Annotated in this window: 23 protein-coding genes; 10 read left to right on the top strand and 13 right to left on the bottom strand. The window is 71.7% G+C overall.

The features are described 5' to 3' along the window. Positions 1-75: 75 nt before the first annotated feature. The 9 genes from ACIBKY_RS15485 to ACIBKY_RS15445 all read right to left on the bottom strand — a co-directional run bounded on the left by ACIBKY_RS15485 (position 76) and on the right by ACIBKY_RS15445 (position 6,941). Positions 76-702 carry a response regulator gene (locus tag ACIBKY_RS15485; protein WP_397097303.1) on the bottom strand — a complete coding sequence of 209 codons (627 nt, stop codon included), beginning with the start codon at positions 700-702 and terminating at the stop codon, positions 76-78. Next, entirely contained in the window at positions 678-1,757 is a 1,080-nt protein-coding gene (locus tag ACIBKY_RS15480; protein WP_397097302.1) for a sensor histidine kinase, read from the bottom strand. The genes ACIBKY_RS15485 and ACIBKY_RS15480 overlap by 25 nt, the downstream gene beginning before the upstream one ends. After that, complete coding sequence (locus ACIBKY_RS15475) at positions 1,754-2,452, bottom strand: ABC transporter permease (RefSeq protein WP_397097301.1); 699 nt, start codon at positions 2,450-2,452, stop codon at positions 1,754-1,756. The genes ACIBKY_RS15480 and ACIBKY_RS15475 overlap by 4 nt, the downstream gene beginning before the upstream one ends. Next, entirely contained in the window at positions 2,449-3,135 is a 687-nt protein-coding gene (locus tag ACIBKY_RS15470) for an ABC transporter ATP-binding protein (RefSeq protein WP_397097300.1), read from the bottom strand. Before ACIBKY_RS15470 ends, ACIBKY_RS15475 begins: the two co-directional genes overlap by 4 nt. Positions 3,136-3,258: 123 nt before the next feature. Beyond that, positions 3,259-3,639, bottom strand: a complete 381-nt coding sequence (locus ACIBKY_RS15465) for a hypothetical protein (protein WP_397097299.1) — start codon at positions 3,637-3,639, stop codon at positions 3,259-3,261. A 100-nt stretch (positions 3,640-3,739) separates the two neighbouring features. Continuing rightward, positions 3,740-4,594: an ABC transporter permease gene (locus tag ACIBKY_RS15460; RefSeq protein WP_397097298.1), complete on the bottom strand. Its 855-nt coding sequence runs from the start codon at positions 4,592-4,594 to the stop codon at positions 3,740-3,742. Beyond that, the gene (locus tag ACIBKY_RS15455; RefSeq protein ID WP_397097297.1) at positions 4,591-5,565 is read right to left on the bottom strand and encodes an ATP-binding cassette domain-containing protein; all 975 of its coding nucleotides are present in this window, start codon (positions 5,563-5,565) and stop codon (positions 4,591-4,593) included. The genes ACIBKY_RS15460 and ACIBKY_RS15455 overlap by 4 nt, the downstream gene beginning before the upstream one ends. Further along, entirely contained in the window at positions 5,566-6,096 is a 531-nt protein-coding gene (locus ACIBKY_RS15450) for a PadR family transcriptional regulator (RefSeq protein ID WP_397097296.1), read from the bottom strand. A 266-nt stretch (positions 6,097-6,362) separates the two neighbouring features. Then, positions 6,363-6,941: a TetR/AcrR family transcriptional regulator gene (locus ACIBKY_RS15445; protein ID WP_397097295.1), complete on the bottom strand. Its 579-nt coding sequence runs from the start codon at positions 6,939-6,941 to the stop codon at positions 6,363-6,365. Between the two features lie 47 nt (positions 6,942-6,988). On the opposite strand from ACIBKY_RS15445, the gene ACIBKY_RS15440 reads away from it, so the two are divergent. From ACIBKY_RS15440 to ACIBKY_RS15415, 6 genes are all read left to right on the top strand, one after another. Beyond that, the gene (locus ACIBKY_RS15440) at positions 6,989-8,557 is read left to right on the top strand and encodes a carboxyl transferase domain-containing protein (protein ID WP_397097294.1); all 1,569 of its coding nucleotides are present in this window, start codon (positions 6,989-6,991) and stop codon (positions 8,555-8,557) included. 2 nt (positions 8,558-8,559) lie between these two features. Further along, positions 8,560-10,539: a biotin carboxylase N-terminal domain-containing protein gene (locus ACIBKY_RS15435; protein ID WP_397097293.1), complete on the top strand. Its 1,980-nt coding sequence runs from the start codon at positions 8,560-8,562 to the stop codon at positions 10,537-10,539. Beyond that, positions 10,539-11,474 carry a hydroxymethylglutaryl-CoA lyase gene (locus tag ACIBKY_RS15430; protein WP_397097292.1) on the top strand — a complete coding sequence of 312 codons (936 nt, stop codon included), beginning with the start codon at positions 10,539-10,541 and terminating at the stop codon, positions 11,472-11,474. Before ACIBKY_RS15435 ends, ACIBKY_RS15430 begins: the two co-directional genes overlap by 1 nt. A 2-nt stretch (positions 11,475-11,476) precedes the next feature. Next, positions 11,477-12,658, top strand: a complete 1,182-nt coding sequence (locus tag ACIBKY_RS15425; RefSeq protein ID WP_397097291.1) for an acyl-CoA dehydrogenase family protein — start codon at positions 11,477-11,479, stop codon at positions 12,656-12,658. A 115-nt stretch (positions 12,659-12,773) separates the two neighbouring features. Continuing rightward, positions 12,774-13,208, top strand: coding sequence for a GNAT family N-acetyltransferase (locus ACIBKY_RS15420; RefSeq protein WP_379613378.1), 435 nt, complete (start codon positions 12,774-12,776; stop codon positions 13,206-13,208). A 35-nt stretch (positions 13,209-13,243) separates the two neighbouring features. Beyond that, on the top strand, positions 13,244-16,111 hold the full coding sequence (locus ACIBKY_RS15415; RefSeq protein ID WP_397097290.1) for an AAA family ATPase: 2,868 nt from the start codon (positions 13,244-13,246) through the stop codon (positions 16,109-16,111). Here the strand turns inward: ACIBKY_RS15415 and ACIBKY_RS15410 are convergent. The 4 genes from ACIBKY_RS15410 to ACIBKY_RS15395 form a co-directional block, all read right to left on the bottom strand. Beyond that, positions 16,100-18,448, bottom strand: a complete 2,349-nt coding sequence (locus ACIBKY_RS15410) for a hypothetical protein (protein ID WP_397097289.1) — start codon at positions 18,446-18,448, stop codon at positions 16,100-16,102. The two genes, ACIBKY_RS15415 and ACIBKY_RS15410, sit on opposite strands and share 12 nt — an antisense overlap. A 64-nt stretch (positions 18,449-18,512) precedes the next feature. After that, entirely contained in the window at positions 18,513-19,451 is a 939-nt protein-coding gene (locus tag ACIBKY_RS15405) for a carbohydrate kinase family protein (protein WP_397097288.1), read from the bottom strand. Next, a complete protein-coding gene (locus tag ACIBKY_RS15400) occupies positions 19,451-20,374 on the bottom strand; it encodes a pseudouridine-5'-phosphate glycosidase (RefSeq protein WP_397097287.1) in 924 nt (307 codons plus the stop codon). Before ACIBKY_RS15400 ends, ACIBKY_RS15405 begins: the two co-directional genes overlap by 1 nt. A 118-nt stretch (positions 20,375-20,492) precedes the next feature. Further along, positions 20,493-21,512 carry a YeiH family protein gene (locus ACIBKY_RS15395; RefSeq protein ID WP_397097286.1) on the bottom strand — a complete coding sequence of 340 codons (1,020 nt, stop codon included), beginning with the start codon at positions 21,510-21,512 and terminating at the stop codon, positions 20,493-20,495. 70 nt (positions 21,513-21,582) lie between these two features. Here ACIBKY_RS15395 and ACIBKY_RS15390 point away from each other — a divergent pair, with 70 nt between their 5' ends. The 4 genes from ACIBKY_RS15390 (at position 21,583) to ACIBKY_RS15375 (ending at position 26,684) form a co-directional block, all read left to right on the top strand. Further along, positions 21,583-22,491: a LysR family transcriptional regulator gene (locus ACIBKY_RS15390; RefSeq protein ID WP_397097285.1), complete on the top strand. Its 909-nt coding sequence runs from the start codon at positions 21,583-21,585 to the stop codon at positions 22,489-22,491. A gap of 249 nt (positions 22,492-22,740) precedes the next feature. Then, positions 22,741-23,934 (top strand): hypothetical protein, encoded by a 1,194-nt coding sequence (locus ACIBKY_RS15385; protein ID WP_397097284.1) that lies wholly within the window; start codon positions 22,741-22,743, stop codon positions 23,932-23,934. Positions 23,935-23,952: 18 nt separating this feature from the next. Beyond that, the gene (locus tag ACIBKY_RS15380) at positions 23,953-25,068 is read left to right on the top strand and encodes a hypothetical protein (RefSeq protein ID WP_397097283.1); all 1,116 of its coding nucleotides are present in this window, start codon (positions 23,953-23,955) and stop codon (positions 25,066-25,068) included. A gap of 125 nt (positions 25,069-25,193) precedes the next feature. After that, positions 25,194-26,684 carry a phytoene desaturase family protein gene (locus ACIBKY_RS15375; RefSeq protein WP_397097282.1) on the top strand — a complete coding sequence of 497 codons (1,491 nt, stop codon included), beginning with the start codon at positions 25,194-25,196 and terminating at the stop codon, positions 26,682-26,684. Positions 26,685-26,714: the final 30 nt, after the last annotated feature.

Here is a 26,714-nt window from a genome sequence, read left to right as displayed (position 1 = left end):
GCCCGCGCCTTCCGCGTTTCTCCGGAGCTGAGGGTGGCGGCGTCGGGCTGTTTCCAGAGGAGGCCACCGCCGTTTCTAGAGGAGGCCGCGTTCCATCGCGGCGACCACCGCCGCCGCCCGCGTCTCCACGCCGAGCTTGGCGAAGACGTGCTTGAGATGCGTCTTCACCGTCGTCTCGCTGATCAGCAGCGTCCTGGCGACCTCCTTGTTGCCCGCGCCCTTGGCGATCAGGCGCAGCACCTCCAGTTCGCGCGGGCTCGGGTCCTTCGGCTGCTGGCTCCTGCCCGCCATCAGATGCCCGGCGATCGCCGGTGACAGCACCCTGCCGCCCGCGGCGGCCGTACGGACCGCGCGGTGCAGTTCCTCGCGCGGCGTGTCCTTCAGCAGGTAGCCCGCCACGCCCTCGGCCAGCGCGCGGCTGACGTCTCCGTCGGTGTCGTAGGTGGTCAGCACGATCACCTTCGTGGCGGGATGCGCCGCGTGCAGCCGGCGGATCGCGCCGACGCCGTCCAGGTTCGGCATCCGCAGGTCCATGAGCACGACGTCCGGCTCGGTGCTCCTGGCCAGCGCGAGCGCCTCACGGCCGTCGGCCGCGGCGGCGACCACCGTGATGTCGGGCAGGCCGTCGAACATGCCGCGCAGGCCGTCCCGCACCACCGGATGGTCGTCGACGATCATCAGGCGGACGGGATGCTCACGCACAGCGCCGTCCCCTCTCCCGGTGCCGTTTCCACCGTCACCGTGCCGCCGACCGCGGCCGCGCGCTCGCGCATCGCCGCCAGCCCGTATCCACCGCCCGGCGCCGCCTCCGCGTCGAATCCGGCGCCGTCGTCCAGCACGTCCAGCGTCACTCCGTCCTCCATGTACGACAGCGTGATGGCCACCCGCCGCGCCCCCGCGTGCTTGGCGGCGTTGGCCAGTCCTTCCTGCGCCGCGCGCAGCAGCGTCGTCTCCACCTCCGGCTCCAGCGGGCGGCGCGGCCCGTCCACCGCCACCGTGGCCGGCACCCCGCTCGCCGACGACCAGCGCGCCGCCACGTCGCCGAGGGCGAGGTCGATCCTGGCCCGGTTCAGCGGCTCGGGCCGCAGCGCGTCCACCGAGCGCCGCGCCTCGCCGAGGTTCTCGCGAGCCAGCCGCTTGGCGACGGCGATGCGCTGCCGTACGGCCGGCAGATCGTCGATCGCCTGCTCCGCCGCCTCCAGCTGGGTGATGATCCCGCTGAGCCCCTGTGCCAGCGTGTCATGGATCTCCCTGGCCAGGCGGGCCCGCTCCCGCAGCACCCCGACCTCACCGGCCTTGACCAGGTGGTGGGCGAACAGTCCCATGATCGTGACCAGTCCGGCGTTGGCGAGCAGGCCGCCCAGGACGCCCGGGTTCACCGCCAGCTCGGTCACCCGGCCGCTCGCCACGAACGTGATCAGCACCAGCGTCACCGCTCCGGCGTAGCCCCAACGGCCGGGCAGCAGCACGTACGGCAGCGGGCACATGCCGAACTGGACCAGCTCGAAGACCGGCTCGCGGCGGAGCAGAAGGAAGAGCAGGCAGAGCAGGACCAGGAAGTGCCAGGCCATGGGGTTGAGGCGTTCCAGGTCCTCGCTCCTGCGCACCACGAAGAGCCAGTAGTAAACCCCCATCGCCGCGGCCAGCCCCAGCGTGAGCGGCCGGCCGCCGCCGGTCCCCATGAGCGCGACCACCGCCGTGGGGAACGTCAGGCAGGCGTAGAAGAGAAGGTGGAAAGCGTGGAGCCAGCGGCTCATTCCCACCTGAACGTGAACGCGGCTATCGCCGTACATACGATGATTATCCCCGTGAGCAGCAGCAACGGCGGCGCGGCCGGAGTGCCGAACCAGCCCTCCCGCATCGCCGTCACCGCCTGGGTGAGCGGCAGGTAGTCCCCGACCGTCCGCAGGGCCACCGGGAGGCCCTCGCGCGGGATCGCCGCCCCGGCCAGGAAGATCATCGGGAACATGACCATGAGCCCGAGCAGATCAGCCGTCCGCGCCCGGGGCGCCACCGCCGCGATCACGAACCCGATCGCGCAGGTCATCAGCGCGCTCAGCGCGAACGCCAGCACCAGCGGCAGCGGGTGCGCCGGCGGCGCCACCCCGAAGACCACCATGCCCGCCCCGATCACCACCAGCGACCCGGCAAGACCCATCACCATCTGGGCCGCGACCTGCGCCCCCAGCAGCATGACCGGCGAGATGGGCGTGACCGCCAGCCGCCGCAGCACCTTGCGCTCCCGATAGGTGGCCACGATCCCCGGCAGCGCCGCGATGCCGCCGATCGCCAGGATCATCGCCATGTAGCTGGGCAGGAAGATCTCCAGCCGCTTGTTGCCGCTGTTGAGCACCAGCAGCATGAGCGGGAAGGCGACCATGAAGAACAGACTGCCGGGATCGCGGGCCAGCAGCCGCAGCTCGTTGAGCGACAACTGGACGAACGCCCTCACAGCACACCCTCCAGCGACGCCGCGCCCGCCCGGGCCATGAGCTCGGCCGGGCTCCCGACCGCCGCGATCCGCCCGTCGCGGAAGACCGCCACCCGGTCGCAGAGCTCCTCCGCCTCGTCCATGAAGTGGCTGACCAGCACGATCGTCGTACCCGCCGCCTTGAGCCCCCTGACCAGCTCCCACGTCTCGCGCCTGGCCACCGGGTCCAGGGCCGTGGTCAGCTCGTCCAGCACCACCAGCTCGGGATCGCCCACCAGGGCCAGCGCGAGCAGCAGCCGTTGCCGCTGACCTCCGGAAAGGTCGCTGAAGGCGCGATTCCTGAGCTTGTCCAGGCCCCAGGTGCCCATGATCTTCCTTGGGTCGGCCGGCCGCGCGTAGAACGAGGCGAACAGCCGGAGCGCCTCACCCACCTTGATCCGGTCGGGCAGCGCGCTGTCCTGCAGCTGCACCCCGACCTTCCTGGCCAGCTCCCGCCGCCGCGCCGGATCGATCCCGAGGACCCGGATGCTGCCCGCGTCCTGCTTGCGCAGCCCGACCAGGCACTCGACCGTGGTCGTCTTCCCCGCCCCGTTGCGCCCGATGACGCCGAACGTCTCACCCCGCGCGACCTCGAACGACACCCCGTCCACGGCCACCACCCCGCCGTAGGCCTTGCGCAGGTCGCGCACTGTTATCGCTGTCATACGGCGATGCTCGCGTCCGGTCGCGCCCCCCGGCATCCCCCACCCCGCCACCCGGCATCCCCCATTCGGAGGACCCCCGGCGCCCCGGGCCCACCATCGAGCCCGGGGCATCAGGGAATCGGGCTAGTTGGGGTTCTTGGCACCCAGACTGATCAGCATGGCCTTGATGTCGACCAGCTGACCCTCTACTCGGGTCATCCGGTCTTCCAGCTGCTCGAACCGTTCGTCGATCTTCTGGAACCGTTCGTCGACCTTCTCGAACCGCTCGTTGATGCTTGCTTCCAGCGTGTCGAACCGCTGGTCGATGCCGTCGAACCTGAGGTCGACCGCGTCGAACCGCTCTTCCATCTTCTCGATGATGTTGCGGCTGGTCTCGTCGATGCGCGTGTGCAGCGCGTCGAACCGGTCGGCGATGCTCAGCATAGGCACGCCGCTGAATATAGCTCCTTCCAGTACAGTGACACGCCGCTCCAGAAGCGGAAGGTCGATCTCGCTGACATGCACAGGCGTCTCCTTCGAAAGGGAGGGGGCGAAGATGCCATCGGGAAAGATACCCTCCGTCACCGACAGAACGCGGTGCGGTATATCGAACCGGCATGGAGACTCAGTCGGCCCGCCGGAACTGGATGATCCCCACCCCCAGCAACGCCGCCCCCAGCCCGGCGACGACGCCGAGCTCCAGGAGGACCGGCACCTGCCACCCGAACCACTGCACGCCCGGGTTCAGCATCGCGTTCACCTCCGGCGGCACGGAAAGGTGGGAGAAGACGGCCTGCCGCATCGGGTCCACCGCGTACGTCATCGGGTTGACCACGGTCAGGACGTGCAGCCACGACGGCAGGTTGGCCAGCGGGAACATCGCCCCGGACAGGAACATCATCGGCATGATGGCCATCTGCATCAGCCCGAAGAACGTCTGCATGTTCTTCATCCGCGCCGCCAGCATCACCCCGAAGGCGGTGATCGTGAACGCCGCCAGGAACATCTCGGCCAGCAACGTCACCATCAGCGTCCCGGAGTACGGCACGCCCACCAGCCCCGCCATCGCGAGGATCACGACGCCCTGCGCGGTGGCCACGATGGCGCCGCCGAGGCACTTCCCGAGCACGATGGCACCACGGGAGACCGGCGCGACGAGCATCTCGCGCAGGAAGCCGAACTCCCGGTCCCACACGATCGACCCGGCCGAGAACATCCCGGTCATGATGACCGTCATCGAGATCATCCCGGGATACATGAAGGTGCGATAGTCGACGCCGGGGATGCTCCCCTGCACCAGTGACCCCAGCCCGGTGCCCATGACGAACAACCACAGCACCGGCTGGAAGAGCATGGACAACATCCGCGTACGGTCGCTGAGGAAGCGCAGCATCTCGCGGTGGAGCACCACTTTGACCGCGCGCAGGTCGTGCCCGGCGCTGCGGGCCGGCACCACGACCGAGATGGTTCCGGTGGTCATCGGCGCACCATCGCTCTCATCCAGGCGTTCTTGTCGTCGGCTTCGGCGTCCCTGATGGTGGAGCCGGTGTAGGACATGAAGACGTCGTCGAGCGAGGGCCGCGAGACGCTCACCGACCTGATCGGCTGACCGAGTTCGGCGAAGAGCCGGGGCACGAACTCCTCACCCGAGGCGACCGCGAACGTCACCGCCCCCTCGTGCACCGTCGCCTCGAGACCGAACCGCTCGCGCAGCGCGGTGATGGCACGTTCGTCATCGCCGGTGTGGATCTGCACGCGGTCCTTGCCGACGCTGGCCTTGAGCGCCTCGGGGGAGTCCACGACGACGATCTCGCCGTGGTCGATGATGGCGATGCGGTCGCAGTACTCGGCTTCCTCCATGTAGTGCGTCGTCATGAAGATCGTGATGTCCTCGCTCAGGCGCAGCTTGTTGATGTAGCCCCAGATGGCGGCCCTGGTCTGCGGGTCGAGGCCGACCGTGGGCTCGTCCAGGAACAGCACCCTGGGCGAGTGGAGCAGGCCGCGGGCGATCTCCAGGCGCCGTTTCATGCCGCCGGAGAACGTCATGACCTTGGCGTCCTTGCGGTCCCAGAGCGCCACCATCTCCATGACCTGGCGGATCCGGTCGCCGACGATGTGGCGCGGCACGCCGTACAGCTCGGCATGGAAGCGGAGATTCTGCTCCGCGGACAGGTACCCGTCGAGGGTCGGGTCCTGGAACACCAGCCCGATGTTGCGCCGCACCTCGTCGCGGGCGCCGACCACGTCGTGGCCGGCCACGCTGGCGCTGCCGCCGGTGGGGTTGACCAGCGTGCAGAGCATGCTGATGGTCGTGGTCTTGCCGGCGCCGTTCGGGCCGAGGAAGCCGAACACCTCTCCCGGCCGGACCTCGAAGCTGACGCCTTTGACCGCGTCGACCTTTCCGTAGCTCTTTTTCAGATCTTGTACGGCTACCGCCGGAGTTAACGTCATCTAATCCTCCGCCAGGATCTGGAACACCGACTTGCGTGTCTGCCGGAGCAGCTTCTTGGCCTCGGCGACCTGACGGTCGTTGGCCGTATGGGTCAGGTGGACGAACGCCTCGCCCAGCGCCCCCCACAGGAGCCGCAGCTCGTGCCGGTCCTCGGGGACCGTGCGCGCGACCTCGTCCCACGGCGCGCACCCCGTCGCCAGCCGCTCCGCCTGCTCACGCCCCTGCTCGGTGAGCTGGAAGGTACGGCTGCCGCCGGACTCGCCACCGCTGACCAGGCCTTCGTCCTCAAGCTGCTGGAGCGCCGGATAGACCGAGCCGGGACTCGGCCGCCAGACGCCGCGGCTGCGCTCGGCGATGTCCTGGATCATCTGGTACCCGTTGCGCGGCCCCTCGTGGATCAGCGCCAGCAACGCCGCCCGCACGTCCCCCCGCCGTACGCGCGGGGCCGTCGCGGGGATCGGCGGGCCCGTCGCGTGGAACGGTGTGCCCAAGGGGGCGAACGCCTCGGGCCAGTCATCGGATTCATGCACGATGATCACCCTTCTACTATCTAGATGCTTCAAAGATATATCTAGATAATTGGCAGTCGCAAGCAATTAACCGGACCATCGGTGACTCAGGGGAGCGGGGCGGCCACAGGCGGACCGCGCCGCGAGAAGGCGCCCAGGGCAAAGGCGCCCAGGGCAACGGCGCCCAGGGCAAAGGGGGCCCAGGGCAAAGCGCCCAGGGCAAAGGCGATCTCCGGCGCGAGGCGGGCAGAGGCGCCGCGGCAAGGTGCGCGGGGATGCTGCTCTGGTTAGGGGATGTTAACCAGGGCGGTGTGGGCGAGCTCGTACAACAGGGTGGCGGTGTCGTCGGCGGGCAGGTCGCCGGCGCTGTGCGGGGTGGAGTTGAGCAGGCCGAAGACGGCGTGCGTGGCCGCGCGCAGCCGGGCGGCGGGGCGGCCGGGCCGCAGTTCGGTCAGGACGGTGACCCATTCCTCCACGTACAGCCGCTGCAGGCGGCGGATCTGCCGCCGCTGCGGCTCGGGCACGTTGCCCAGTTCCCGGTCGTGCACGGTGATCAGGTACGGCTCCCGCAGCGAGAACGCGATGTGCCCACGCAGCAGCGCGGACAGCGCCTCCTCCGGCGTCCCGGCGGCCGTGACCAGGTCGCCGGCCCCGCTGTGCAGCCGGGAGCTGATGCCCAGCAGCATCTCGGCCAGCAACGCCTCCTTGCCGCTGAAGTGCTTGTAGAGGGCGGGGCCCGACACTCCCACCGCGGCCCCGAGCTCCTCGATCGAGACCCCGTGGAAGCCGCGTTCGGCGAAGAGCCGGGCGGCGGCGTCGAGGATCTCGGCGCGTCTGGCCCCTCGGCTGCGGGTAGGAGTGCTCATGTCTCACATTCTAGACATAGACGTTAATGATGACTAACCTTTCCAGCATGACTCACTGGCCGGTGCTGAAAACGGTCGCCGACCTCGGGGGCGAGGCTTTCAAGGCCAACGCCGACCTCAACGAGCGGCTCGCCGCCGAGTTGCGCGACAGGCTCGCCCGCGCGGCGCTCGGCGGACCTGAGCGCTCGCGGCAACGCCACGTGGAGCGCGGCAAGCTGTTGCCGCGCGACCGCGTGGACGGGCTGCTCGACCCGGGTTCGCGCTTCCTGGAGCTGTCGCCGCTGGCGGCCAACGGGCTCTACGACGATCAGGCGCCCGCCGCGGGCATCATCACCGGCATCGGCCGGGTCTCGGGCCGCGAATGTGTGATCGTCGCCAACGACGCGACGGTCAAGGGCGGCACGTACTACCCGATGACGGTCAAGAAGCACCTGCGTGCCCAGGAGGTGGCGCTCCACAACAACCTCCCCTGCGTCTACCTCGTCGACTCCGGCGGAGCCTTCCTCCCCAAGCAGGACGAGGTCTTCCCCGACCGCGAGCACTTCGGGCGCATCTTCTACAACCAGGCCACGATGTCCGCGCGCGGCATCCCGCAGATCGCCGCCGTCCTCGGATCCTGTACGGCCGGCGGCGCCTACGTCCCGGCCATGAGCGACGAGGCGGTCATCGTCCGCAACCAGGGCACGATCTTCCTGGGCGGCCCGCCGCTGGTCAAGGCGGCCACCGGCGAGGAGGTCACCGCGGAGGAGCTGGGCGGCGGCGACCTGCACGCCCGGATCAGCGGCGTCACCGACCACCTGGCCGAGGACGACGCCCACGCGCTGGCCATCGTCAGGGACATCGTCGCCACGCTGGCCCCCCGGCAGCCCCGCCCCTGGGCGAGCGCCGAGCCGGAGGAGCCGCTGCTCGACCCGCGCGACCTCTACGGCATCGTGCCGGCGGACACGCGGCAGCCGTACGACGTGCGCGAGGTCATCGGGCGGGTCGTGGACGGCTCGCGCTTCCAGGAGTTCAAGGCCGAGTACGGGCACACGCTGGTCACCGGCTTCGCCCACATCCACGGCCACCCGGTCGGGATCATCGCCAACAACGGCATCCTGTTCGCCGAGTCGGCGCTCAAGGGCGCCCACTTCATCGAGTTGTGCGACCGGCGCCAGGTGCCGCTGGTGTTCCTGCAGAACATCAGCGGGTTCATGGTCGGCAAGGCATATGAGGCGGGCGGCATCGCCAAGCACGGGGCCAAGATGGTCACCGCGGTCTCGTGCGCGCGGGTGCCGAAGTTCACGGTGATCATCGGCGGCTCCTTCGGCGCCGGGAACTACGCGATGGCGGGGCGGGCGTACTCGCCGCGGTTCCTGTGGATGTGGCCGAACGCCCGCATCTCGGTCATGGGCGGCGAGCAGGCGGCCAACGTGCTCACGACCGTGGGCAACGCCGACGCCGACGCCATCCGCGCGCAGTACGAGGACCAGGGCAACCCCTACTACTCCACCGCCAGGCTCTGGGACGACGGCGTGATCGACCCGGCCGACACCCGCACGGTGCTCGGGCTGGCGCTGTCGGCGGCGGCCAACGCGCCGCTGGAACCCATCGGCTACGGCGTCTTCAGGATGTGACGATGTTCTCCACCGTTCTGATCGCCAACCGCGGCGAGATCGCCGTCCGGATCATCCGGACCTTGCGCACGATGGGCGTCACGAGCGTCGCCGTCTACACCGAGGCCGACGCCGGCGCCCTGCACGTCCGCGAGGCGGACCAAGCCCTCCAGGTCCCGAAATATCTGGACATGGGGGCTATCGTGGCCGCCGCCCGTGACACCGGCGCGCAAGCCGTACACCCGGGCTATGGGTTTCTCGCGGAGAACGCGCAGTTCGCCCGGCTCTGCGCGAAGGAAGGGCTGGTCTTCATCGGGCCGCCCGCCGAGGCCATCGAGGCCATGGGCGACAAGATCCGCGCCAAGGCCACGGTCGCCGCTGCCGGGGTGCCCGTGGTGCCCGGCGGCGCCGAGCCCGCCGACGACCTCCGTGCCTGGAACGCCTTCCCCGCGCTGATCAAGCCATCGGCCGGCGGCGGCGGCAAGGGCATGGTGCTCGTCCGTACGGCCGCGGAACTGCCCGAGGCCCTGGAGTCGGCGCGCCGCACCGCCGTGAACGCCTTCGGCGACGGCACCCTGCTCATCGAGCGCTTCATCGAGAACCCGAGGCACATCGAGATCCAGGTGCTCGCCGACACCCACGGTGCCGTCGTGCACCTGGGCGAGCGCGAGTGCAGCCTCCAGCGCAGGCACCAGAAGATCATCGAAGAGGCGCCCTCGCCCTTCGTCACCCCCGAGACGCGCGCCGCCATGGGCGCGGCGGCGGTCGAGGCGGCACGCTCGGTCGGCTACACCGGCGCCGGCACGGTCGAGTTCATCGTCGACGGCACCACCGGCGACTACCACTTCATGGAGATGAACACCCGTCTCCAGGTCGAACACCCCGTCACCGAGCTGGTCACGGACATGGACCTCGTGGAGCTCCAGCTGCGGGTGGCCGCGGGCGAGCCGCTGACGTTCACCCAGCCCGAGGTATGGCTGCGCGGCCACGCCGTCGAGGCCCGCGTGTACGCCGAGGACCCGGCCAGAAGTTTCCTGCCCACCGGCGGCCGGGTACTCGCGCTGGCGGAGCCCTCCGGCGTGCGGGTCGACTCCTCGCTGGCGGCGGGCACGGTGGTCGGCAGCGACTTCGACCCGATGCTCTCCAAGGTCGTCGCCTGGGCGCCCACGCGTGAGGAGGCGCTCAGGGCGCTCGACCGGGCGCTCGGGCGCACGACGGTGCTGGGTGTGACGACCAACATCCCGTTCCTGCGGGCGCTGGTGACGCGGCCCGAGGTGGTGGCGGGCGAGCTGGACACCGGGCTGGTGGAACGCGTCCTGCCCGGCCTGGACCTGTCCGCCGCGACCCCGGCGGACGTGCTGGCCGTGGGCGCGCTGATCTTCCACGGCGCTCCGGCCGGGCGCGATCCGTGGGACGTGGCCGACGGCTGGCGGATGGGCGAGCGGGCCTGGACGACGCTGCGGCTGGAGTCCCGCGAGGGCGTGCACGAGGTGGCCGTACGCGGCCTGCCCGCCACCGGCGCGGAGATCCGGCTGCCAGGCGGCGCCGAGGAGCCACCGGCCGGGCACGAAGCCGTGCCGGGGGCGGACGTGCGGGCGCGAGCCGTACCGGCGAAGGTGCGGGTCGCGGGGGAGAGGGCCGTGCTGACGCTCGGCGGGCGGGTCACCTCCTACACGTTCGCGCGCGACGGCGAGACCGTGTGGATCGGGCGCGACGGCGGCGCATGGGCGCTGACCAGACACCGCATCGGCGACCCCGGCGACCGGCCGGGCGCGGCGGGCGGCGGCGACGGCGTCGTGCGCAGCCCGATGCCGGGCACGGTCCTGCTGGTCAAGGCGGCCGTCGGCGACCAGGTCTCCAAGGACCAGCCGCTGGTCGTCGTGGAGGCGATGAAGATGGAGCACACCGTCACCGCGCCCGTGGACGGCGTGGTGCGCGAACTCCCGGTACGGGCGGGCCAGTCCGTGGACATGGACGCGGTCCTCGCCGTGGTGGAGGCGTGATGCACAAGCTCGACGGCCTGCCGGAGCGGGTCACCGTCTACGAGGTCGGCCCCCGCGACGGCCTGCAGAACGAGAAGGCGGTCGTCCCCGTCGAGGTGAAGGCGGAGTTCATCGACCGCCTCGCCGCCGCCGGGCACACGGTGATCGAGACGACCAGCTTCGTCCACCCCACGTGGGTGCCCCAGCTGGCCGACTCCGGTGAGCTGCTGGCCAGGCTCGAACGCGTGCCCGGCATCCGCTATCCGGTGCTGGTGCCGAATCTCAAGGGGCTCGACCGGGCGCTGGAGAGCGGCGTCGAGGAGATCGCCGTCTTCGCCAGCGCCACCGAGATCTTCGCCAACCGCAACCTCAACCGCGGCCTGGAGTCGCAGTTCGAGATGTTCGAGCCGGTGATCGCCGGGGCGCTGGAGCACGGGCTCAGGGTGCGGGCGTACGTGTCCATGGTCTTCGGCGACCCGTGGGAGGGCCCGACCCCGATCGAGCAGGTCGTGGGCGTCGGCACGCGGCTGCTCGACCTCGGGTGCTTCGAGCTGTCGCTGGGCGACACCATCGGCGTCGGCACCCCCGGCCACGCCACCGCGCTGGTCGAGGCGTTCGGCTCGCCCGAACGGCTGGCCGTCCACTTCCACGACACCTACGGCCAGGCCCTGGCCAACACGATGGCCGCGCTGAAGGCAGGGGTCACCGTGGTCGACGCCTCGACCGGCGGCATCGGCGGCTGCCCGTTCGCCGGATCGGCCACCGGCAACCTCGCCACGGAGGACCTGGTCTGGATGCTCAACGGTCTCGGCATCGAGACCGGGCTCAACCTGGACGAGCTGGTCGCCACAAGCGTCTGGCTCGCCGAACGGCTGGGCCGGCCGAGCCCATCCCGCGTCGTCCAAGCCCTCTCGCAGAAGGCCCCAACCCAGTCGGCCCCCTCCCAAAAGGACTAGCCATGCTCAACGACGAGTATTCCGAGCTGCGCAAGACCGTCGAGGCGTTCGCCCGCGAGGTCGTGGCGCCGGTGATCGGCGACTACTACGAGCGCGAGGAGTTCCCTTACGACATCGTCCGGCAGATGGGCGCGATGGGCCTGTTCGGGCTGCCGCTGCCGGAGGAGCACGGCGGCATGGGCGGCGACTACTTCGCGCTGTGCCTGGCTCTGGAGGAGCTGGCGCGGGTCGACTCCAGCGTGTCGATCACGCTGGAGGCCGCGGTCTCGCTGGGCGCGATGCCGATCTATCGTTTCGGTACGGCCGAGCAGAAGGCCACCTGGCTGCCCAAGCTGGCCACCGGGGAGATGCTGGGCGCGTTCGGTCTCACCGAGCCCGGCGGCGGCTCCGACGTGCCGGGCGGCATGCGGACCACCGCCGTCCTGGACGGCGGCGAGTGGGTGATCAACGGGACCAAGGCGTTCATCACCAACTCGGGCACCGACATCACCGGATTCGTCGGCGTGGCGGCGATCACGGGGTACCGTGACTCCGGTGGTGAAGCCGCTCCCCACACGCGTGGGGGTAAGCCGGAGATCTCGACGATCCTGGTCCCGGCGGGCACGCCCGGCTTCACCGTCTCCAAGAAGTACTCCAAGGTCGGCTGGAACGCCTCCGACACCCGTGAGCTGTCCTTCACCGACTGCCGGGTCCCGGCCGAGAACCTGCTGGGCGAGCGCGGCCGGGGCTACGCGCAGTTCCTGCAGACCCTCGACGAGGGCCGCATCGCCATCGCCGCCCTCAGCGTCGGCCTGGCCCAGGGCTGCGTGGACGAGTGCCTGCGCTACGTCCGCGAACGCCAGGCCTTCGGCCACCCGATCGGCCACTACCAGGCGATCCAGTTCAAGATCGCCGACATGGAGGCGCGGACCCACACCTCCCGCCTGGCCTACTACCACGCGGCGGAGAAGATGCTGGCCGGTCAGCCGTTCAAGAAGGAGGCGGCGATCGCCAAGCTCGTCTCCTCCAACGCCGCCATGGACAACTCCCGCGAGGCCACCCAGATCTTCGGCGGCTACGGCTTCATGAACGAGTTCCCGGTCGGCCGCTTCTACCGCGACGCCAAGATCCTGGAGATCGGCGAGGGCACCAGCGAGGTTCAGCGCATGCTGATCGCCCGCCAGCTCGGCCTGTCCGATCTATGACGCTGGGTGGTGGTGTAGAGCACCCTGCGTTCGCTATTCTCCCTGCCTTGACCACAATTCGTGATTGTCCGGTTGCAGAGCTATAAATCGGCATCGGTGAAGTAGGGTGCGCAGGGTGACATCTGACGATCTTGTAATCAGGCGGGCCGAGAAGGGCGACGCGGACGAGATCTTCGCGCTGGCCCGCGAGTTCGGGATGACGTTCCGCCCGGAGCGTGAGGCGTTCGACGTGGCCCTGCCGCAGTTGTTGCGCAACGAGGACGCGCTGCTCCTGGCGGCGGTGGCCGGCGGGCGGGTCACCGGATACCTGCTCGGCTTCGTTCATTTGACGCTCTTCGCGAACGGGCCCGTGGCCTGGGTCGAGGAGGCCATGGTGCAGACCGGCTCGCGCCGCCAGGGCATCGGCCGCTCGCTGCTGGAGGATTTCGAGCGCTGGGCGCGCGAGCGCGAGGCGGGATACGTGGCCATGGCGACCCGCCGGGCGCCCGAGTTCTACTCCGCTCTGGGCTACGAGGAGTCGGCGACGTTCTTCCGCAAGGTACTTAGGTGACCGTTCTGTCCTAGTCAGGTGGCATCCTATGGGGCGTGAGCATCCATACGGTGAGCCCCCGGTTCGTCGGGCGCGCGAGTGAACTCGGCGCGCTCGGTCGTGCGCTGGCCCGCGCCCGGTCCGGGTCGGCCTCGACCGTGCTGGTCGGCGGCGAGGCGGGCGTCGGCAAGACCCGCCTGATCAAGGAGTTCGCCGAGCGGATCGGCGACGCCCGCCGGCTCGTCGGTCACTGCCTGGAACTGGGCACGGACGGCCTGCCGTTCGCGCCGTTCACCGCGGTCCTGCGGCGGCTGCTGCGCGACATCGGGCACGACGGCATGTCCGCGCTGGTGCCCGGTGGCAACACGCGCGGCCTGGCCCGCCTGCTGCCCGACTTCGGCGAGCCGGACGGCGACGGCGCCGAGGCGCGCGCCCGGCTGTTCGAGCTGGTGCTCGGCCTGCTGGAGCACCTGGCGGAGCAGCGGCCGGTGCTCATGGTGATCGAGGACGCCCACTGGGCCGACCGATCCACCCGCGACCTGCTCTCCTTCCTCGTGCGCTACCAGCGCACCGACGTGCCGTTGCTCATCGTCGTGACCTACCGCACCGACGAACTGCACCGCACCCATCCGCTACGCCCCCTGCTGGCCGAGCTGGGCCGCGTCGACTGGGTGACCAGGATCGAACTCGGCCGCCTGACCCGCAGGCAGGTCGTCGCCCAGGCCGCCAGCATCCTCGAACACGAGCCGTCGCCCGTCGCCATCGACGAGATCTACGCCCGCAGCGAGGGCAACCCGCTGTTCGTGGAGGCGCTGCTGAGCGAGGGCGGCGGCGGTGACAGCCTGCCGGAATCGCTGCGCGACCTGCTGCTGGCCAGCGTCGAACGGCTGCCGGAGGAGACACAGGAGCTCATGCGGGTGGCCAGCGCCGGCGGCCAGCGCATCGAGCACGACCTGCTGCTCGCGGTGACCGGGCTCGACGACGGCGAACTCTCGCGCTCCCTGCGGCCGGCCGTCGCGGGCAACGTGCTGGTGGTGGACGGCGAGGGCTACGCCTTCCGCCACGCGCTGATCCGCGAGGCGCTCCACGACGACCTGCTGCCCGGCGAGCACTCCCGGCTGCACACCCGCTTCGCCGAGGCGCTCGAACGCGACCTGGCGATCCTGCCCGCCCCGCGCGGCGCCATCGAACTGGCCCACCACTGGCACGCGGCGCACGACGCGCTGTGGGGGCTGGTCAGCGCCTGGAAGGCGGCTGCCGCCGCGCGCAAGTCGGCCGCCTACGACGAGCAGTTGCGGATGCTCTCGCGCGTGCTCGAACTGTGGTCGAAGGTCCCCGACGCCGCCGAACGCATCGGCGCCGACCGCGTTCAGGTGCTGCGCGCCGCGGCCGCGGTGGCCTTCAACGCCGGGGAGTTCGACCGCGGCATCTCGCTGGCCAGCGCCGCGCTGGAGGAGGTCGACCCGGTCACCGACCCGGTGCGCACCGCGCTGCTGCTCAGGTTGCGCGGGCTGCTCCGCTACGACCTGGGCCGCACGGGCAACCTGGAGGACCTGCAGGCGGCGGCGAAGCTGGTCCCCGCCGAGCCGCCCACCAAGCTGCGCGCCCAGATCGCCGAGTCGCTCGCGCGCATGTGCAACACGCGCGAGATGTGGCCGGACAAGATCGCCTACGCCGAGGAGGCGGTACGCATCGCGCGTGCCGTCGGCGACGGCGCCACCGAGGCGCACGGGCTGACGACCCTGGCGTGGGGCAGGTTCAGGTTCGGCGACGTGGAGGCGGGGCTGGTGAAGTTCGCCGAAGCCCGTGAGATCGCCATGGGCGACAAGGCCTACAACGCGCTGATGCGCACCGCGATCTCCGAGTCCGACCGGCTGGAGGGCGCCGGCTGGCACGAGGAGGCGGTCAAGGTGGCCCGCCGCGGCATCGCCGACGCCGAGGAGTACGGCCTGGCCCGCACCTCGGGCACGTTCCTGGCGATCAACCTGGCCGAGCCGCTGGTCTCGCTGGGCCGGTGGGACGAGGCGCTGGAAGTGATCGAGCACGCGCTGGACCTGGCGCCGCCCGCGCCGTACCGGGCGAGCCTGCAGGGGTTCGTCGGCGACATCGCGCTGTGGCGCGGCGACCTCGACAAGGCCGAGGCGATGTTCGCGGCGCAGCAGAGCGTGATCAAGCGCGCCATCTACCGCGACCAGCACATGCTGCCCGTCGCCGCCCGCGAGATCGACCTGCACACCGCCCGGGGGCGGATGGAGGAGGCGGCGGAGGCGGCCATGCGCGTGCTGCGCGAGCAGGACCTGGCCGCCAGCCCCCGCTACGCGTGGCCGGTGCTCATCCCGTGCGCCCTCCTGGGCGGCGCGGTGCTGGAGGAGGCCAAGGCGCAGGCGCGGTGGATGACGGCCGAGGGCGTGCTGCAGGAGGCGGAGCGGCTGACGTTCAACGCGATCGCGGGGGCGGCCGACGATCTGGTCGCCTGGGACGCGGCCGCGGAGGCCTGGGCCGGGTTGCGGCAGCCGTACCAGGAGGCCAGGGCTTTGGCGGGGGCGGCCAGGGCCGCGCACGCGGCGGGCGCGCGCAAGGACGCGGCCGAGCGGCTGACCAGGGCGCGTGAGCGGGCCGAGCGGCTGGGCGCGCGGACGCTGCTGGAGGAGCTCGACTCGTTCGCGCGGCGGGCGCGCATCGCGGTGGCCGACGAGCCGGAGCCGCAGGCGCCGCAGTTCGGGCTGACCGCGCGCGAGCTGGAGGTACTGCGGCTGCTCACCGACGGCAAGAGTAACCGGGAGATCGGCGGCGAGCTGTTCATCTCGGTCAAGACCGTCAGCGTGCACGTCTCGAACATCCTGGGCAAGCTGGGCGTCTCCTCCCGCGGGGAGGCGGCCGCCACCGCGCACCGCACGGGACTGTTCGAGGGCTCAGCCGGTTAGCTGGGCCTCCAGCCGGTAGCCGTCGACGGTCACGTAGACCTGGTCGCCGGGCCGCGCGTTGAGGCGCATGAGCACCGGCTGCAGCGAGTCGAACACCGGCTGGTGCCCCTGCCAGACCAGCACGATCGCGTTGTCGCCCGGCCCGGTGACCGACAGCAGCGTGCCGGGCCGCATGCCCAGCTGGGCCGCGTACCCCTCCGGCACCGGTACCGGGCCGCCGCGCAGGTGCTCGGGCGTGACCTCGATGCGCTGCCAGCGGCGCGGATCCGACGTCGGGCTCGGCGGCGGGGGCGGCGGCGTCGAGGGCGTGCCGGCCAGCATCGGCGAGCGTCCGCCCGACAGCGCCGATAGCGTCGCGAGCGCCGCCGACGGGTCGATGTTCCCGGCGGGCGCGGCCGGGATCGGCGTGCCGCCCCGGTGGTGGTGCCCGTTCGCTCCGGGGGTACGGCGGGGCAGCGGCTGCTGCGGCGCCGGTTCGGCGGCCGGGGCGGCCGGGCGGCGGGGTGACTCCGGCGGCAGGGCGTCCAGCCAGGCCTGCGCGGAGTGGCGGCGGATGCCGAGCTGTTCGAGCAGTTCGTGGCGGTCCGTGTCGTTCGGGGCCGTGGCCAGGAGCTGGCGGGTGCGGTTCTGCAGGCCGTGCAGGTCGCCGACGACGAGCCAGCCGTCCTGCAGGCGGCGGTCGGGCATGAGCGTGACCAGCACGCGCCACAGGGGGCTGCGCAGCGAGGGGACGATCACCGGGTGGGCTGGGTCGGCGCCGATCAGCTGCTCCTGCGTGGCGGCGGCGCCGAGCCACTCGGTGAGGCGGAACATGTGGCCGGTCACCGGCGCGGACTCCGACGAGCGCAGCCAGTGCAGGACACGTTCCTCGGCCATGCGCTGGGCCTGGGACAGGACGTCACGCTCGACGAGCATCTTGTGGGCCAGCGTGCGCAGGCTGACCGGGTCCTCGGCGAACAGCCGGTGGGTGGCCACGGCCAGTTCGAGGCGGTCCATGGCGCGGAACAGCCCGTCCACCACGCGGACCATGGCGTGGTCGGTGTCCGACGGTTCCGGGGTGGGGCTCGGGAGCGGGGCGCCGGGCAGGCGCTGGGGCAGCGCGCCGGAGGAACCGGGAGCACCGGGGCCGGCCGGTGGCGCACCAGCCTGACCGGCACCGCCCTGGCCCGCGACGTTCTGTCCGGGAGCCGCCTGTCCGGGAGCCGCTTGCCCAGGGGCTGCCTGCCCAAGGGCTGCCTGCCCGGGGACTGCTTGCCCAGGGGAGGTGACGCCCTGGCCGGCGCCGGTCTGGCCCGGTATCGCGGCGTTCTGGCCGGGGCCGGCGGCTGGTGCCCGGCCGGGCACGGTGCCTCCCGGCGCTCCTGGCACCGATGGAGCTCCGGAGGAGGGCTGCGTGCTACCGACCGGGCGGGTCGGGCCGTCGGCGGGCGCGGCGGGCGACGCGGCCTGCGCGGGTGCACCGGCACGAGAAGGAGTACTGGGTACGGCACCGGGGTGGGAAGGCGCGCCACCGGGCTGACCGCCACCGGGCTGAGCGGCGCCGGGCTGACCGCCACCGGGCTGGGCGGCGCCCGGTTGTCCGGTGCCCGGCTGTGCGGGCATGGCGCCCGAGTGGGCGGGCGTGGCGCCTGGTTGTGAGGGGACTCCCGGGTGGGTGGGCGCGGCGCCCGGCTGCGCCGGGGCTCCTGGGCGGGCGGGAAGGGCGCCCGGCTGTGAGGGCGCGCCGCCCGGTTGGGAGGGTGCGCCACTCGGTTGGGAGGGCGTGGCGCCTGGTTGCGAAGGCGCTGTGCCGGGGTGGGACGTGGCGCCCGGGTGGGACGGTGCCGTGCCCGGATGGGAGGCGCCCGGCCGGGGTTTGGCGCCGGGGGCGGTCTGGACGGGCAGGGGGCCGGTCTGGGCAGGGAGGGGGCCGGTCTGGATCGGGATCTGGGCGAGGATCTCGCGGAAGACCGAGCCGATCACCGCTTCCCCGGGCGTACCGGGCGTGGCCAGGTCGCCAGGACACAGGCGGCGCAGCCGGTGCCACCCGCCCAGGCCGTTGATCGCCGAGCGGGTCGGTTCCGGCCAGCCGGGCAGCGTCGGGTCCACGTGATGGACGGTCAGCGCGGGCAGTACGTCGGCGAGGGACAGATGGTCCCATCGAGCCGAGGCGAGGCGGGCGAGCCGCTCGCACACCCAGTCGAGGCCCGTCGCGCCGAGTGCCCGGGACAACGCCAGCGAGCTCCACCACCCTGCCGGCAGCCGAGGATCGGCCAAGATCTCCGCTACCTGCTGAGGACGGCTCCAGCGCAGGGCAGGGACCAGGTCGCTCAGGCAGATCGATGACTCGACGTCCATCGGCGGACCGTATCCTCCCCAGAGTGATGCATGTGGCTGGTGGTGCAGCCTACGCGGAAAGCTATCAATCGGTGTGAATAGGGTAAAGATGGTTCAACTGCAAACCGTACCGTGGACGGCCCCCCACTAGGGCCACACAATCGGCACCCGCACGGCATCCTGCCCGCAACGCGGCCCCCTCTCCGGCCCCGGAAAGCCGGGCCGTGAGATACCCGGCGGCGAACGCGTCACCGGCTCCCGTCGAGTCCACCGCCTCGCTCGGCAGCGCCTCTGCCGTAGCCACGATCCGCCCGTCCGTGGCCGCGATCGCGCCGCCGGGGCCGAGTTTCACGACCGCGGTGCCGTACCTCTGGCTGAGCAGTTCGGCGGCGCGTTCTGGCGTGGTGGCGCCCGCGAGGAGCAGCGCCTCGTCGCGGTTGGGGATGACGAGGCCGGCGGGGGCGCTCTCGCGCAGGAACCGTTCGACGCCGAAGGCGCGCAATGGTCCGGTGGAGGCGGGGTCGATGCTGATCGAGACGCCTCGGCCGGCCGCCTCCGCCATCACGTTTCGGGCAAGTTGGAGCCCCTGGTCCGCGAAAAAGGTGTACCCGGACAGGTGGAGATGGCGAATGCCGTCCAGCATCGACGGCGACCAGTCGGCGGGGGAGATCCGGCCGCTGGCGCCGCGGTTGGTGAGCATGGACCGCTCGCCCGTACGGTCGACCATCGCGATGACCACCGCGGTCGGATGGTCGGAGTCGACGGAAAGCAGCGGGCGCACACCCGCCTTGACCAGCTCGTTCGTGTGCCACTCGCTGCTGTCGTAGCCGACGCGGGACAGCAGGGCGGTCGGCGCGCCCAGGTGGGCGGCCCAGGAGGCGGTGTTCGCCCCCGAGCCGCCGGGGCGCAGCACGATGTCGGCCTCGGTGTCGGTGCCCGTGGCGACCGGCGTGCCGTGCACGGCCACCACGTCGGTGACGACGTCGCCGATGACGAGCAGGCCCTCGGCACTCCCGCCGTCCACTACTGGGCCCAGGCGAGGGCGATGCGAGAGGCGAGGGCGACGTTGCCGCGGACGGCGGCGAGGTTGGCCTCCAGGGAGGCGCCGCCGGTACCGCGCACGAGGTAGTCGAGCAGGAACGGGGTGATCGCCTGGCCGGTGACGCCCTGGCGGTCGGCGGCGGCCAGCGCCTCGCCCAGCACGCGGTCGTGCAGGGCCGGGTCGAGCTGCAGGTCCTCGGGCACCGGGTTGGCCACGATCAGCGCGGTCTCTGGGCCGCCGAAGGCGTCCTGGCCGCGCATGATGGCGGCGGCCTGCTCGGGAGCGTCGATGCGCCAGTCGATCGGCTCGCCGGAGGTGTGGAGGTAGAAGCCGGGGAAGGTGTCGGTGCGGTAGCCGGCGACGGTCACGCCGCGCGTCTCCAGCCGCTGCAGCGTCGAGGGCACGTCGAGGATGGACTTCACGCCCGCGCAGACGATCGTGATCCGGGTGCGGGCCAGCGTGTCGAGGTCGGCCGACTCGTCCTGTTCCACGGTCCAGCCGCGGTGGACCCCGCCCAGCCCGCCCGTGGCGAAGATCCGGATGCCCGCGCGCGCGGCCAGGAACGAGGTGGCCGAGACGGTGGTGGCGCCGCTGGCCTTGAGCGCGGCGGCCACCGGCAGGTCACGCTGGCCGAGCTTGCGCAGCCCGGATTCGGTGGCGATGCGCTCCAGCTCGACCTCGTTCAGGCCGATCTTGGCAATGCCGTCCAGCACCGCGATCGTGGCCGGCACCGCGCCCGCGTCCCTGACGACCGCCTCCAGTTCCCTGGCCACCTCCAGATTGCGGGGCTGGGGCAGGCCGTGCGAGATGATCGTGGACTCCAGCGCGACCACGGGCGAGCCCTCGGCCAGGGCCGCGGACACCTCGTCGGAGGGCTGGAGAATGGGGTCGGCGGTGGTGCGCATGATCGGGTATGTGCTCCTTGTGGGACCTTTTACGTGGCACTCTTTGGAACGGTCTATTTCCTGATGTTGTTCCAAAGTGAGCACGTTACGGGGCGATCCCTGACGCGTCCACCCGAGATCACACCAGGAGCGCCACCCCTGCCAGCGAGATGCCGGTGATCAGCGCCGTGGAGATCCCGCCCAGCAGTACGGCCCGCCCGCCCTTGGCCAGTTTCCGCAGGTCGATGTTGGTGCCGAGGCCGAAGAGCGCGGCGGCGAGCAGCACGCTCGTCACCGGCGGCACCGCCGAGGTCAGCGCCTCGGGCAGGACGCCGAGGCTGCGCACCACCACCATCGCCAGGAACCCGGCCACGAACAACGGCATGATCGGCGGGCGCCCACCCCGGCGGGCGGGCGCGGACGGGGTACGGCAGGTGGCTCCGGCCTGGGCGCGCAGGGTGGTGGCCGCGACCATGGGCGCGAGCAGGACCACGCGGGCCAGCTTGGCCGTGATCGCCACCCCCAGCACCGCCGCGCCGGAGGCCGCGCCGATCGCCGCCACCTGGGCGACCTCGTGCACCGCCGCCCCGGCCCACACCCCGAGCTGGCGTCCCGTCAGCCCCAGCCAGGCGGCCAGCAGCGGGACGGCCACGATGGCGGCGGTGCCGTACACGGTGATGACGCCCAGGGCGGAGGCCACGTCGTCGTCGTCGGAGTCGGCGCTCTCATGCATGGCGGCGATGGCCGAGGCGCCGCAGATGCTGACCCCCGCGGCGATGAGCAGCGCCGTGCCGGGCGCGACCCGCAGCCACCGTCCGAGCAGCGGCGTGAGCACGAACGTGAGGCCGGTCGCCGCCGCCACGATCAGCAGCGTCGGCGCGCCCAGCGTGAGCACCTGGGGCAGCGCGATCTGCAGGCCGAGCAGCACGATCGCCACCCGCAGCACCCGCTTGGCGACGAACTGCAGTCCCGGCCGCAGCCGCTCGTGCAGCCAGCCGAGGTTGTGGAAGGCCGCCCCCGCCGTCACGGCGATGATCGCCGGGCTGAGCGCGGGCAGGAACCGGCTCACGACCAGCGCCATCGCGACCGCCGCCGCGGCCAGGGCGATGCCGGGCAGATGCAGGCGGGGCCAGGCGCGCGTGACGGTGAGGGAGACCATGATCCGAGTCTCCGGCCGTCCGGGACCTCCCAGTAGACAGGCATTGCCTGGCAGGTCATAGCCTTAGGCTATGAGCGCGTTGCCGGATCTCGACTCGCTGAAGCTCCTCGTCGACGTGGGCGAGCTCGGCAGCCTGGGCCGTGCCGCGCGCGCCGCGGGCATCGCCCAGCCGTCGGCCAGCAAGCGCATCGCCCAGCTCGAACGCCGTCTCGGGCTGCCGCTGCTGGAGCGTACGCCGCGTGGATCGGCGCTGACCGCCGAGGGGAAGATGGTCGCCGGCTGGGCCTCGCAGGTGCTGTCGGCGGCGCAGGAGCTCATGCGCGCGGCGGCGGCCGTGCGGCTCAGCGAGGCGGCGCACCTGCGGGTGGCCTCATCGATGACGGTGGCCGAGTATCTGGTGCCGCGGTGGCTGGGCGAGTTCCAGAACCGCGAGCCGGACGTGCAGGTGGGGCTCGACGTGGTGAACTCCGCCGAGGTGGCCGCGCTGGTCCTGGCCGGCGCGGACGGGACGCCGAGGTCGGTCGAGCTGGGCTTCGTGGAGGGGCCGAACGTGCCCGAGGGCCTGGACTCGCGTGTGGTCGGGACCGACCGGCTGGTGGTCGTGGTGGCGCCGGGGCATCCGTGGGCGCGCCGCCGTACCGTGCTGCGGGGGGCGGAACTGGCCGCGACGCCGCTGGTGGTGCGCGAGCCGGGCTCGGGCACGCGCGAGACGCTCGACCTGGCCTTCCGCGACCTTCACCAGGCCAGCCCCCGGCTGGAGCTCGGCTCGAACTCGGCGGTGAAGGGCGCGGCCTCCGCGGGCGCGGCGCCCGCGGTGCTGAGCGGCTACGCCGTCGAGGCCGACCTCGCGACCGGGCGGCTGGTCGAGGTGCCGCTGGCCGGCCTCAACCTGGTCCGCAGCCTGCGCGCGGTCTGGCGCCGCGGCCGCACGCTCCCCTCTCCCGCCGCAACGCTTCTCTCCATCGCCAGCCGCCCCTGACCCTTCTCAATCTCTCCTCTACGGCAAGCCGCCCCCACCCCACCCGCCGCCGCCGGCGGGCGCCGATCGTGGGGGTCGCTTCCCACGCCGGACACATGTCCCGCCGCGACGGCCCCCGCCGGCCGGCCAAGTGGTCTATAAATCCCGCTAAATGGCGAATTGATAAACGAGTAAGGTGATTATCTCCTGGCTGGCCGGATAACCGGGTGACATATTGAAGAACCCAGGCGTCCGATGAAAGGCCCCCCAATGCCTGCGTTGCACGGCGAGACCTCGCGCCCCGGCGAAGCCGCGGTTAAAGGCACCAGTAAGAGCGGCCCCGGAATTCACGGCATCAGCCAGGAATTCGACGGGGTGCACGCGACCACGAATTCCCCGCAGAACGCCGCCATAGCCGCATACAACCTCAACGCCGAAGGGACCGGCGCCACCCTGTTCGCCGAGAACCGGGGCCGCGGGCCCGGTCTGTTCGCCAGAACGGGTGTCGGCGCCGCGGTGGACGCCAAGAGCGAAGGGTTCGAGGCCGTCCACGCCGAGACCAATTCTCCGGGCACCGCGGTCGTGGCGGCCTACAACCTCAACTCCGAGGGCACCGGGGCCATCCTGGTCGGGGAGAACCGGGGGCGTGGGCCCGGCCTCTTCGTGCGGACGGGCGCGGGGGCGGCTCTCGACGCCAGGAGTGAGGCGTTCGAGGCGCTTCACGCCGAGACCAACGCCGCCGAGGTCGCCGCCATCGCCGCCTACAACGTCAATCCGGCGGGCACCGGCGCTTCGCTGTTCGCCGACAATCGCGGGCGCGGGCCCGGCGTGTTCGTCAGGACCGGGATCGGCGCCGCGGTGGACGCCAGAAGTGAGGCTTATGAAGCCGTTCACGCCGAGACCAATTCCCCTAATACCGCGGCTATCGCCGCCTATAATCTCAACGCGGACAGTACCGGTGCCGCGCTCTACGCCGACCATCGCGGCGTCGGCCCCGCCGGATTCTTCAAGGGAAATGTCATCGTCACCGGCGACGTCCTTCTCACCGGAGCCGATCTGGCCGAGAATTTCTCGCTCGCGGAAACCGAGACCGATGAGGTCGTGCCCGGCACGGTCGTCGTGATCGACGGAATCGACCGGGTACGGATGAGCACGAGCGCCTACGACTCCAAGGTCGCCGGAGTGGTCTCGGGGGCGGGGGACTACCGTCCCGGCGTCATCCTCGACCACCGCGACCAGCGCGCGGGACGCTACCCGCTCGCGCTCGTCGGCAAGGTCTACTGCCGGGTCGACGCCTCCTACGCCCCCGTCGGCGTCGGCGACCTGCTCACCACCTCCGACACGCCCGGCCACGCGATGAAGGCGCTCGATCCCGGCCGCTCCTTCGGCGCCGTGATCGGCAAGGCCATGTCCGCGCTCGACCGGGGGATCGGGCTGATCCCGATCCTCGTCCTGCTCCGCTGACCCCGCTGGAGGAATGCCGTGCTCTCCGTACGACTGAGCAAGGCGGTCCGGTCGCTTCCGATCAGCGTCCGCACCCTGGGGCGCGAGGCGGGACTGCCGGGCCAGGTGTCGGTGCGTGAACTGCTGCGCCGTACCGGCACGCACACGCGGCCACTCAACGTGAAGGTGCTGCGCTACACGTGGGCGACGAACGCCCCCGACGCCAACGTCCACCCCGTCTGGCCCGACGCGGCGCTGAGCGAGGTCCTCGACGCGCCGAACGGCTGGAGCATGCTCGACTTCTGGTCGGCCTCGACCCTGCGGCTGCGCGAACTGCGCTTCAGCGTGGAGCCGTGGCGCGTGCTGACCGGCATCTCGCAGGTCGGCAACCGCGACGACCGCGGCGGCATGGTCAACCAGACCCGCGCGCAGGCCGAGCGCGACGGCGTCAGCTTCGACGGCGTGGACCGCGTCGTGGTGTTCATGCACCCGCCGCCGTGCAACTCCGGGGCCATCGGCGGCGCCGCCGTCCTCGACCAGGGCGGGTTCCTGTCCTTCTACGACCACGAGATCGGCCACGTGATCGGCTTCGAGCACGCCTTCGGCCCCTGCGGCGACTACGTCTACCAGGACGACTACTCGGTCATGGGCTTCACCGGAGTGCAGGACCGCGCGGTCCCGACGCCGCCCGCGTTCGTCGGCGTCACCGTGATCTCGCCCGGCTTCTTCCGCAGCGACCGCAACCTGTCGCCGGCCGCCCTCTACCGGTACGTGCCGGAGTTCGCCGCGTCCAGCAGCGTGCTCCGCCCGGACCTGTCCACCTCACCGCGCATCCGCCTGGCCGCCTTCGGCCAGGCGAACCTGCACGACCCCGTGCTCGCGGTGGTCCCGACCAGCCAGGGCGAGATCACCGTCGAGTACCGCGCCCGCTTCGGCCAGGACGCCGCCGTCCAGCCCGCGGTGGTCGTGCACTCCATCGGCCGCCGCCCCGTGCTGGCCTGGCACGGCGAGCAGAACCCCGTCTGGTTCGAGGGCACCGCCGCGGTGGGCGCGAGCCTGCCCACGGAGTACGCGGTGGACACCGTGCTGAAGGTCCGGGTGGTCGCGGTCACCCCGGACCGCAGATATGTGGAGGTGGTATTGACCGATCCGTGACGGGTAAGGTCCCGGGCATGGTGTCCAGGGAGGAACTGCTGCGGCCGGAGCCGCACTGGCAGACGGGGCTGTAGCGGCGCGTCGTTCGCACCGTCCCATCCCTGCCTCCTGCTTAAGGACCTCTCATGCGTTATGACGCCGTCATCGTGGGCGCCGGGCACAACGGGCTCGTCGCCGCCGCCTATCTCGCCCGCGCCGGTCGCCGGGTGCTCGTCCTCGAACGGCTCGCCCACGTCGGCGGGCTGGCCATCTCGGCCCAGGCCTTTCCCGGGGTCGAGGCGCGCCTGTCGCGTTACTCCTACCTGGTCAGCCTGCTGCCGACGAAGATCGTCACGGATCTGGGCCTGCGGGTCGAGCTCCGGCGCCGGCGTTACGCCTCCTACACGCCGGTCGGGCGGACGGGGCTGCTGGTGGACAACGAGGACGCCGGCCGTACCGAGGAGTCCTTCCGCGCCGTCACCGGCGGCGCACGCGACTACCGGGCCTGGAATGAGTTCTACGGGATGACCGCCGAGGTGGCGCGGGCGCTGGCACCCACGCTGCTCGGGCCGCTGCCTTCGGCGCGCGAGGTCGAGCGGCGGGTCGGGGCGCGGGCCTGGGGGGAGATGTTCGCCGAGCCGATCGGGCGGGCGGTGGAGGCACGCTTTGGCGACGACACCGTGCGCGGCGTGGTGCTGACCGACGCGCTCATCGGCACGTTCGCCGACCCCGCCGCCGACCTGCTGGCCAACCGGTGCTTCCTCTACCACGTGGTCGGGGACGGGACAGGGGAGTGGAACGTCCCCGTCGGCGGCATGGGCGCGGTGTCCGGCGCGCTGGCCACGGCGGCCCGCGAGGCAGGGGCGGAGATCAGGACCGGGGCCGAGGTGATCGGGATCGACCCGGAGGCCGGGGAGGTGACCTTCCGGCTGGGGGAGGCCGAGCACGTGGTGTCCGCGGAGCGGGTGCTGGCCAACGTGCCGCCGGCCGTACTGGATCGGCTGCTGGGACGCGAGCCGGACACGCCCGAGGGAGCCCAGCTCAAGGTCAACATGGTGCTGCGGCGGCTGCCGCGGCTGAAGGACACCGGCGTGGAGCCGTACGCGGCCTTCAGCGGCACCTTCCACATCAACGAGAGCCGGGAGCAGCTCGCGCGGGCCTTCGCCCAGGCGGCGCGGGGCGAGATCCCGGAGCTGCCGCCCGCGGAGGTCTACTGCCACTCGCTGACCGACCGGTCCATCCTCGGCCAGGACGGGGAGACGATGACGTTGTTCGGGCTGCACATGCCCGCCCGCCTCTTCCGCGACGACCCGGAGAAGTCGCGGCGCGACGCCCTGGACGCCACGCTCCGCTCGATCAACTCCGTCCTGGCCGAGCCCATCGAGGACTGCCTGGCCACCACCCCAGCGGGCGAGCCCTGCCTGGAGGCCAAGACGCCCGTCGATCTGGAGAACGAGGCCGGGTTGCCCGGCGGGCACATCTTCCACCGCGACCTGAGCTGGCCGTACGCCGACGAGGGCGGCTGGGGTGTCGAGACCGGGCACCCGAGGCTGCTGCTGTGCGGGGCCGGGGCCCGGCGCGGCGGCGGGGTCAGCGGCATCCCCGGCCACAACGCCGCCATGTCGCTGCTGACCTGACCTTCAGCGAGTTCTCATGATGGCGGCATA

Origin of the sequence: Nonomuraea sp. NPDC050394, assembly GCF_044459065.1 — a bacterium.
In the GTDB taxonomy this organism is placed as follows: Bacteria; Actinomycetota; Actinomycetes; order Streptosporangiales; family Streptosporangiaceae; genus Nonomuraea.
This window is presented reverse-complemented; position numbering and strand designations above follow the sequence as displayed.

Bases quoted from the DNA above. Each gene is read 5' to 3' on its own strand.
- ACIBKY_RS15480 (WP_397097302.1), bottom strand. From the start codon at position 1,757: ATGAGCCGCTGGCTCCACGCTTTCCACCTTCTCTTCTACGCCTGCCTG.
- ACIBKY_RS15470 (WP_397097300.1), bottom strand. From the start codon at position 3,135: ATGACAGCGATAACAGTGCGCGACCTGCGCAAGGCCTACGGCGGGGTG.
- ACIBKY_RS15460 (WP_397097298.1), bottom strand. From the start codon at position 4,594: ATGACCACCGGAACCATCTCGGTCGTGGTGCCGGCCCGCAGCGCCGGG.
- ACIBKY_RS15455 (WP_397097297.1), bottom strand. From the start codon at position 5,565: ATGACGTTAACTCCGGCGGTAGCCGTACAAGATCTGAAAAAGAGCTAC.
- ACIBKY_RS15445 (WP_397097295.1), bottom strand. From the start codon at position 6,941: ATGAGCACTCCTACCCGCAGCCGAGGGGCCAGACGCGCCGAGATCCTC.
- ACIBKY_RS15440 (WP_397097294.1), top strand. From the start codon at position 6,989: ATGACTCACTGGCCGGTGCTGAAAACGGTCGCCGACCTCGGGGGCGAG.
- ACIBKY_RS15435 (WP_397097293.1), top strand. From the start codon at position 8,560: ATGTTCTCCACCGTTCTGATCGCCAACCGCGGCGAGATCGCCGTCCGG.
- ACIBKY_RS15430 (WP_397097292.1), top strand. From the start codon at position 10,539: ATGCACAAGCTCGACGGCCTGCCGGAGCGGGTCACCGTCTACGAGGTC.
- ACIBKY_RS15425 (WP_397097291.1), top strand. From the start codon at position 11,477: ATGCTCAACGACGAGTATTCCGAGCTGCGCAAGACCGTCGAGGCGTTC.
- ACIBKY_RS15410 (WP_397097289.1), bottom strand. From the start codon at position 18,448: ATGGACGTCGAGTCATCGATCTGCCTGAGCGACCTGGTCCCTGCCCTG.
- ACIBKY_RS15400 (WP_397097287.1), bottom strand. From the start codon at position 20,374: ATGCGCACCACCGCCGACCCCATTCTCCAGCCCTCCGACGAGGTGTCC.
- ACIBKY_RS15395 (WP_397097286.1), bottom strand. From the start codon at position 21,512: ATGGTCTCCCTCACCGTCACGCGCGCCTGGCCCCGCCTGCATCTGCCC.
- ACIBKY_RS15390 (WP_397097285.1), top strand. From the start codon at position 21,583: ATGAGCGCGTTGCCGGATCTCGACTCGCTGAAGCTCCTCGTCGACGTG.
- ACIBKY_RS15385 (WP_397097284.1), top strand. From the start codon at position 22,741: ATGCCTGCGTTGCACGGCGAGACCTCGCGCCCCGGCGAAGCCGCGGTT.
- ACIBKY_RS15375 (WP_397097282.1), top strand. From the start codon at position 25,194: ATGCGTTATGACGCCGTCATCGTGGGCGCCGGGCACAACGGGCTCGTC.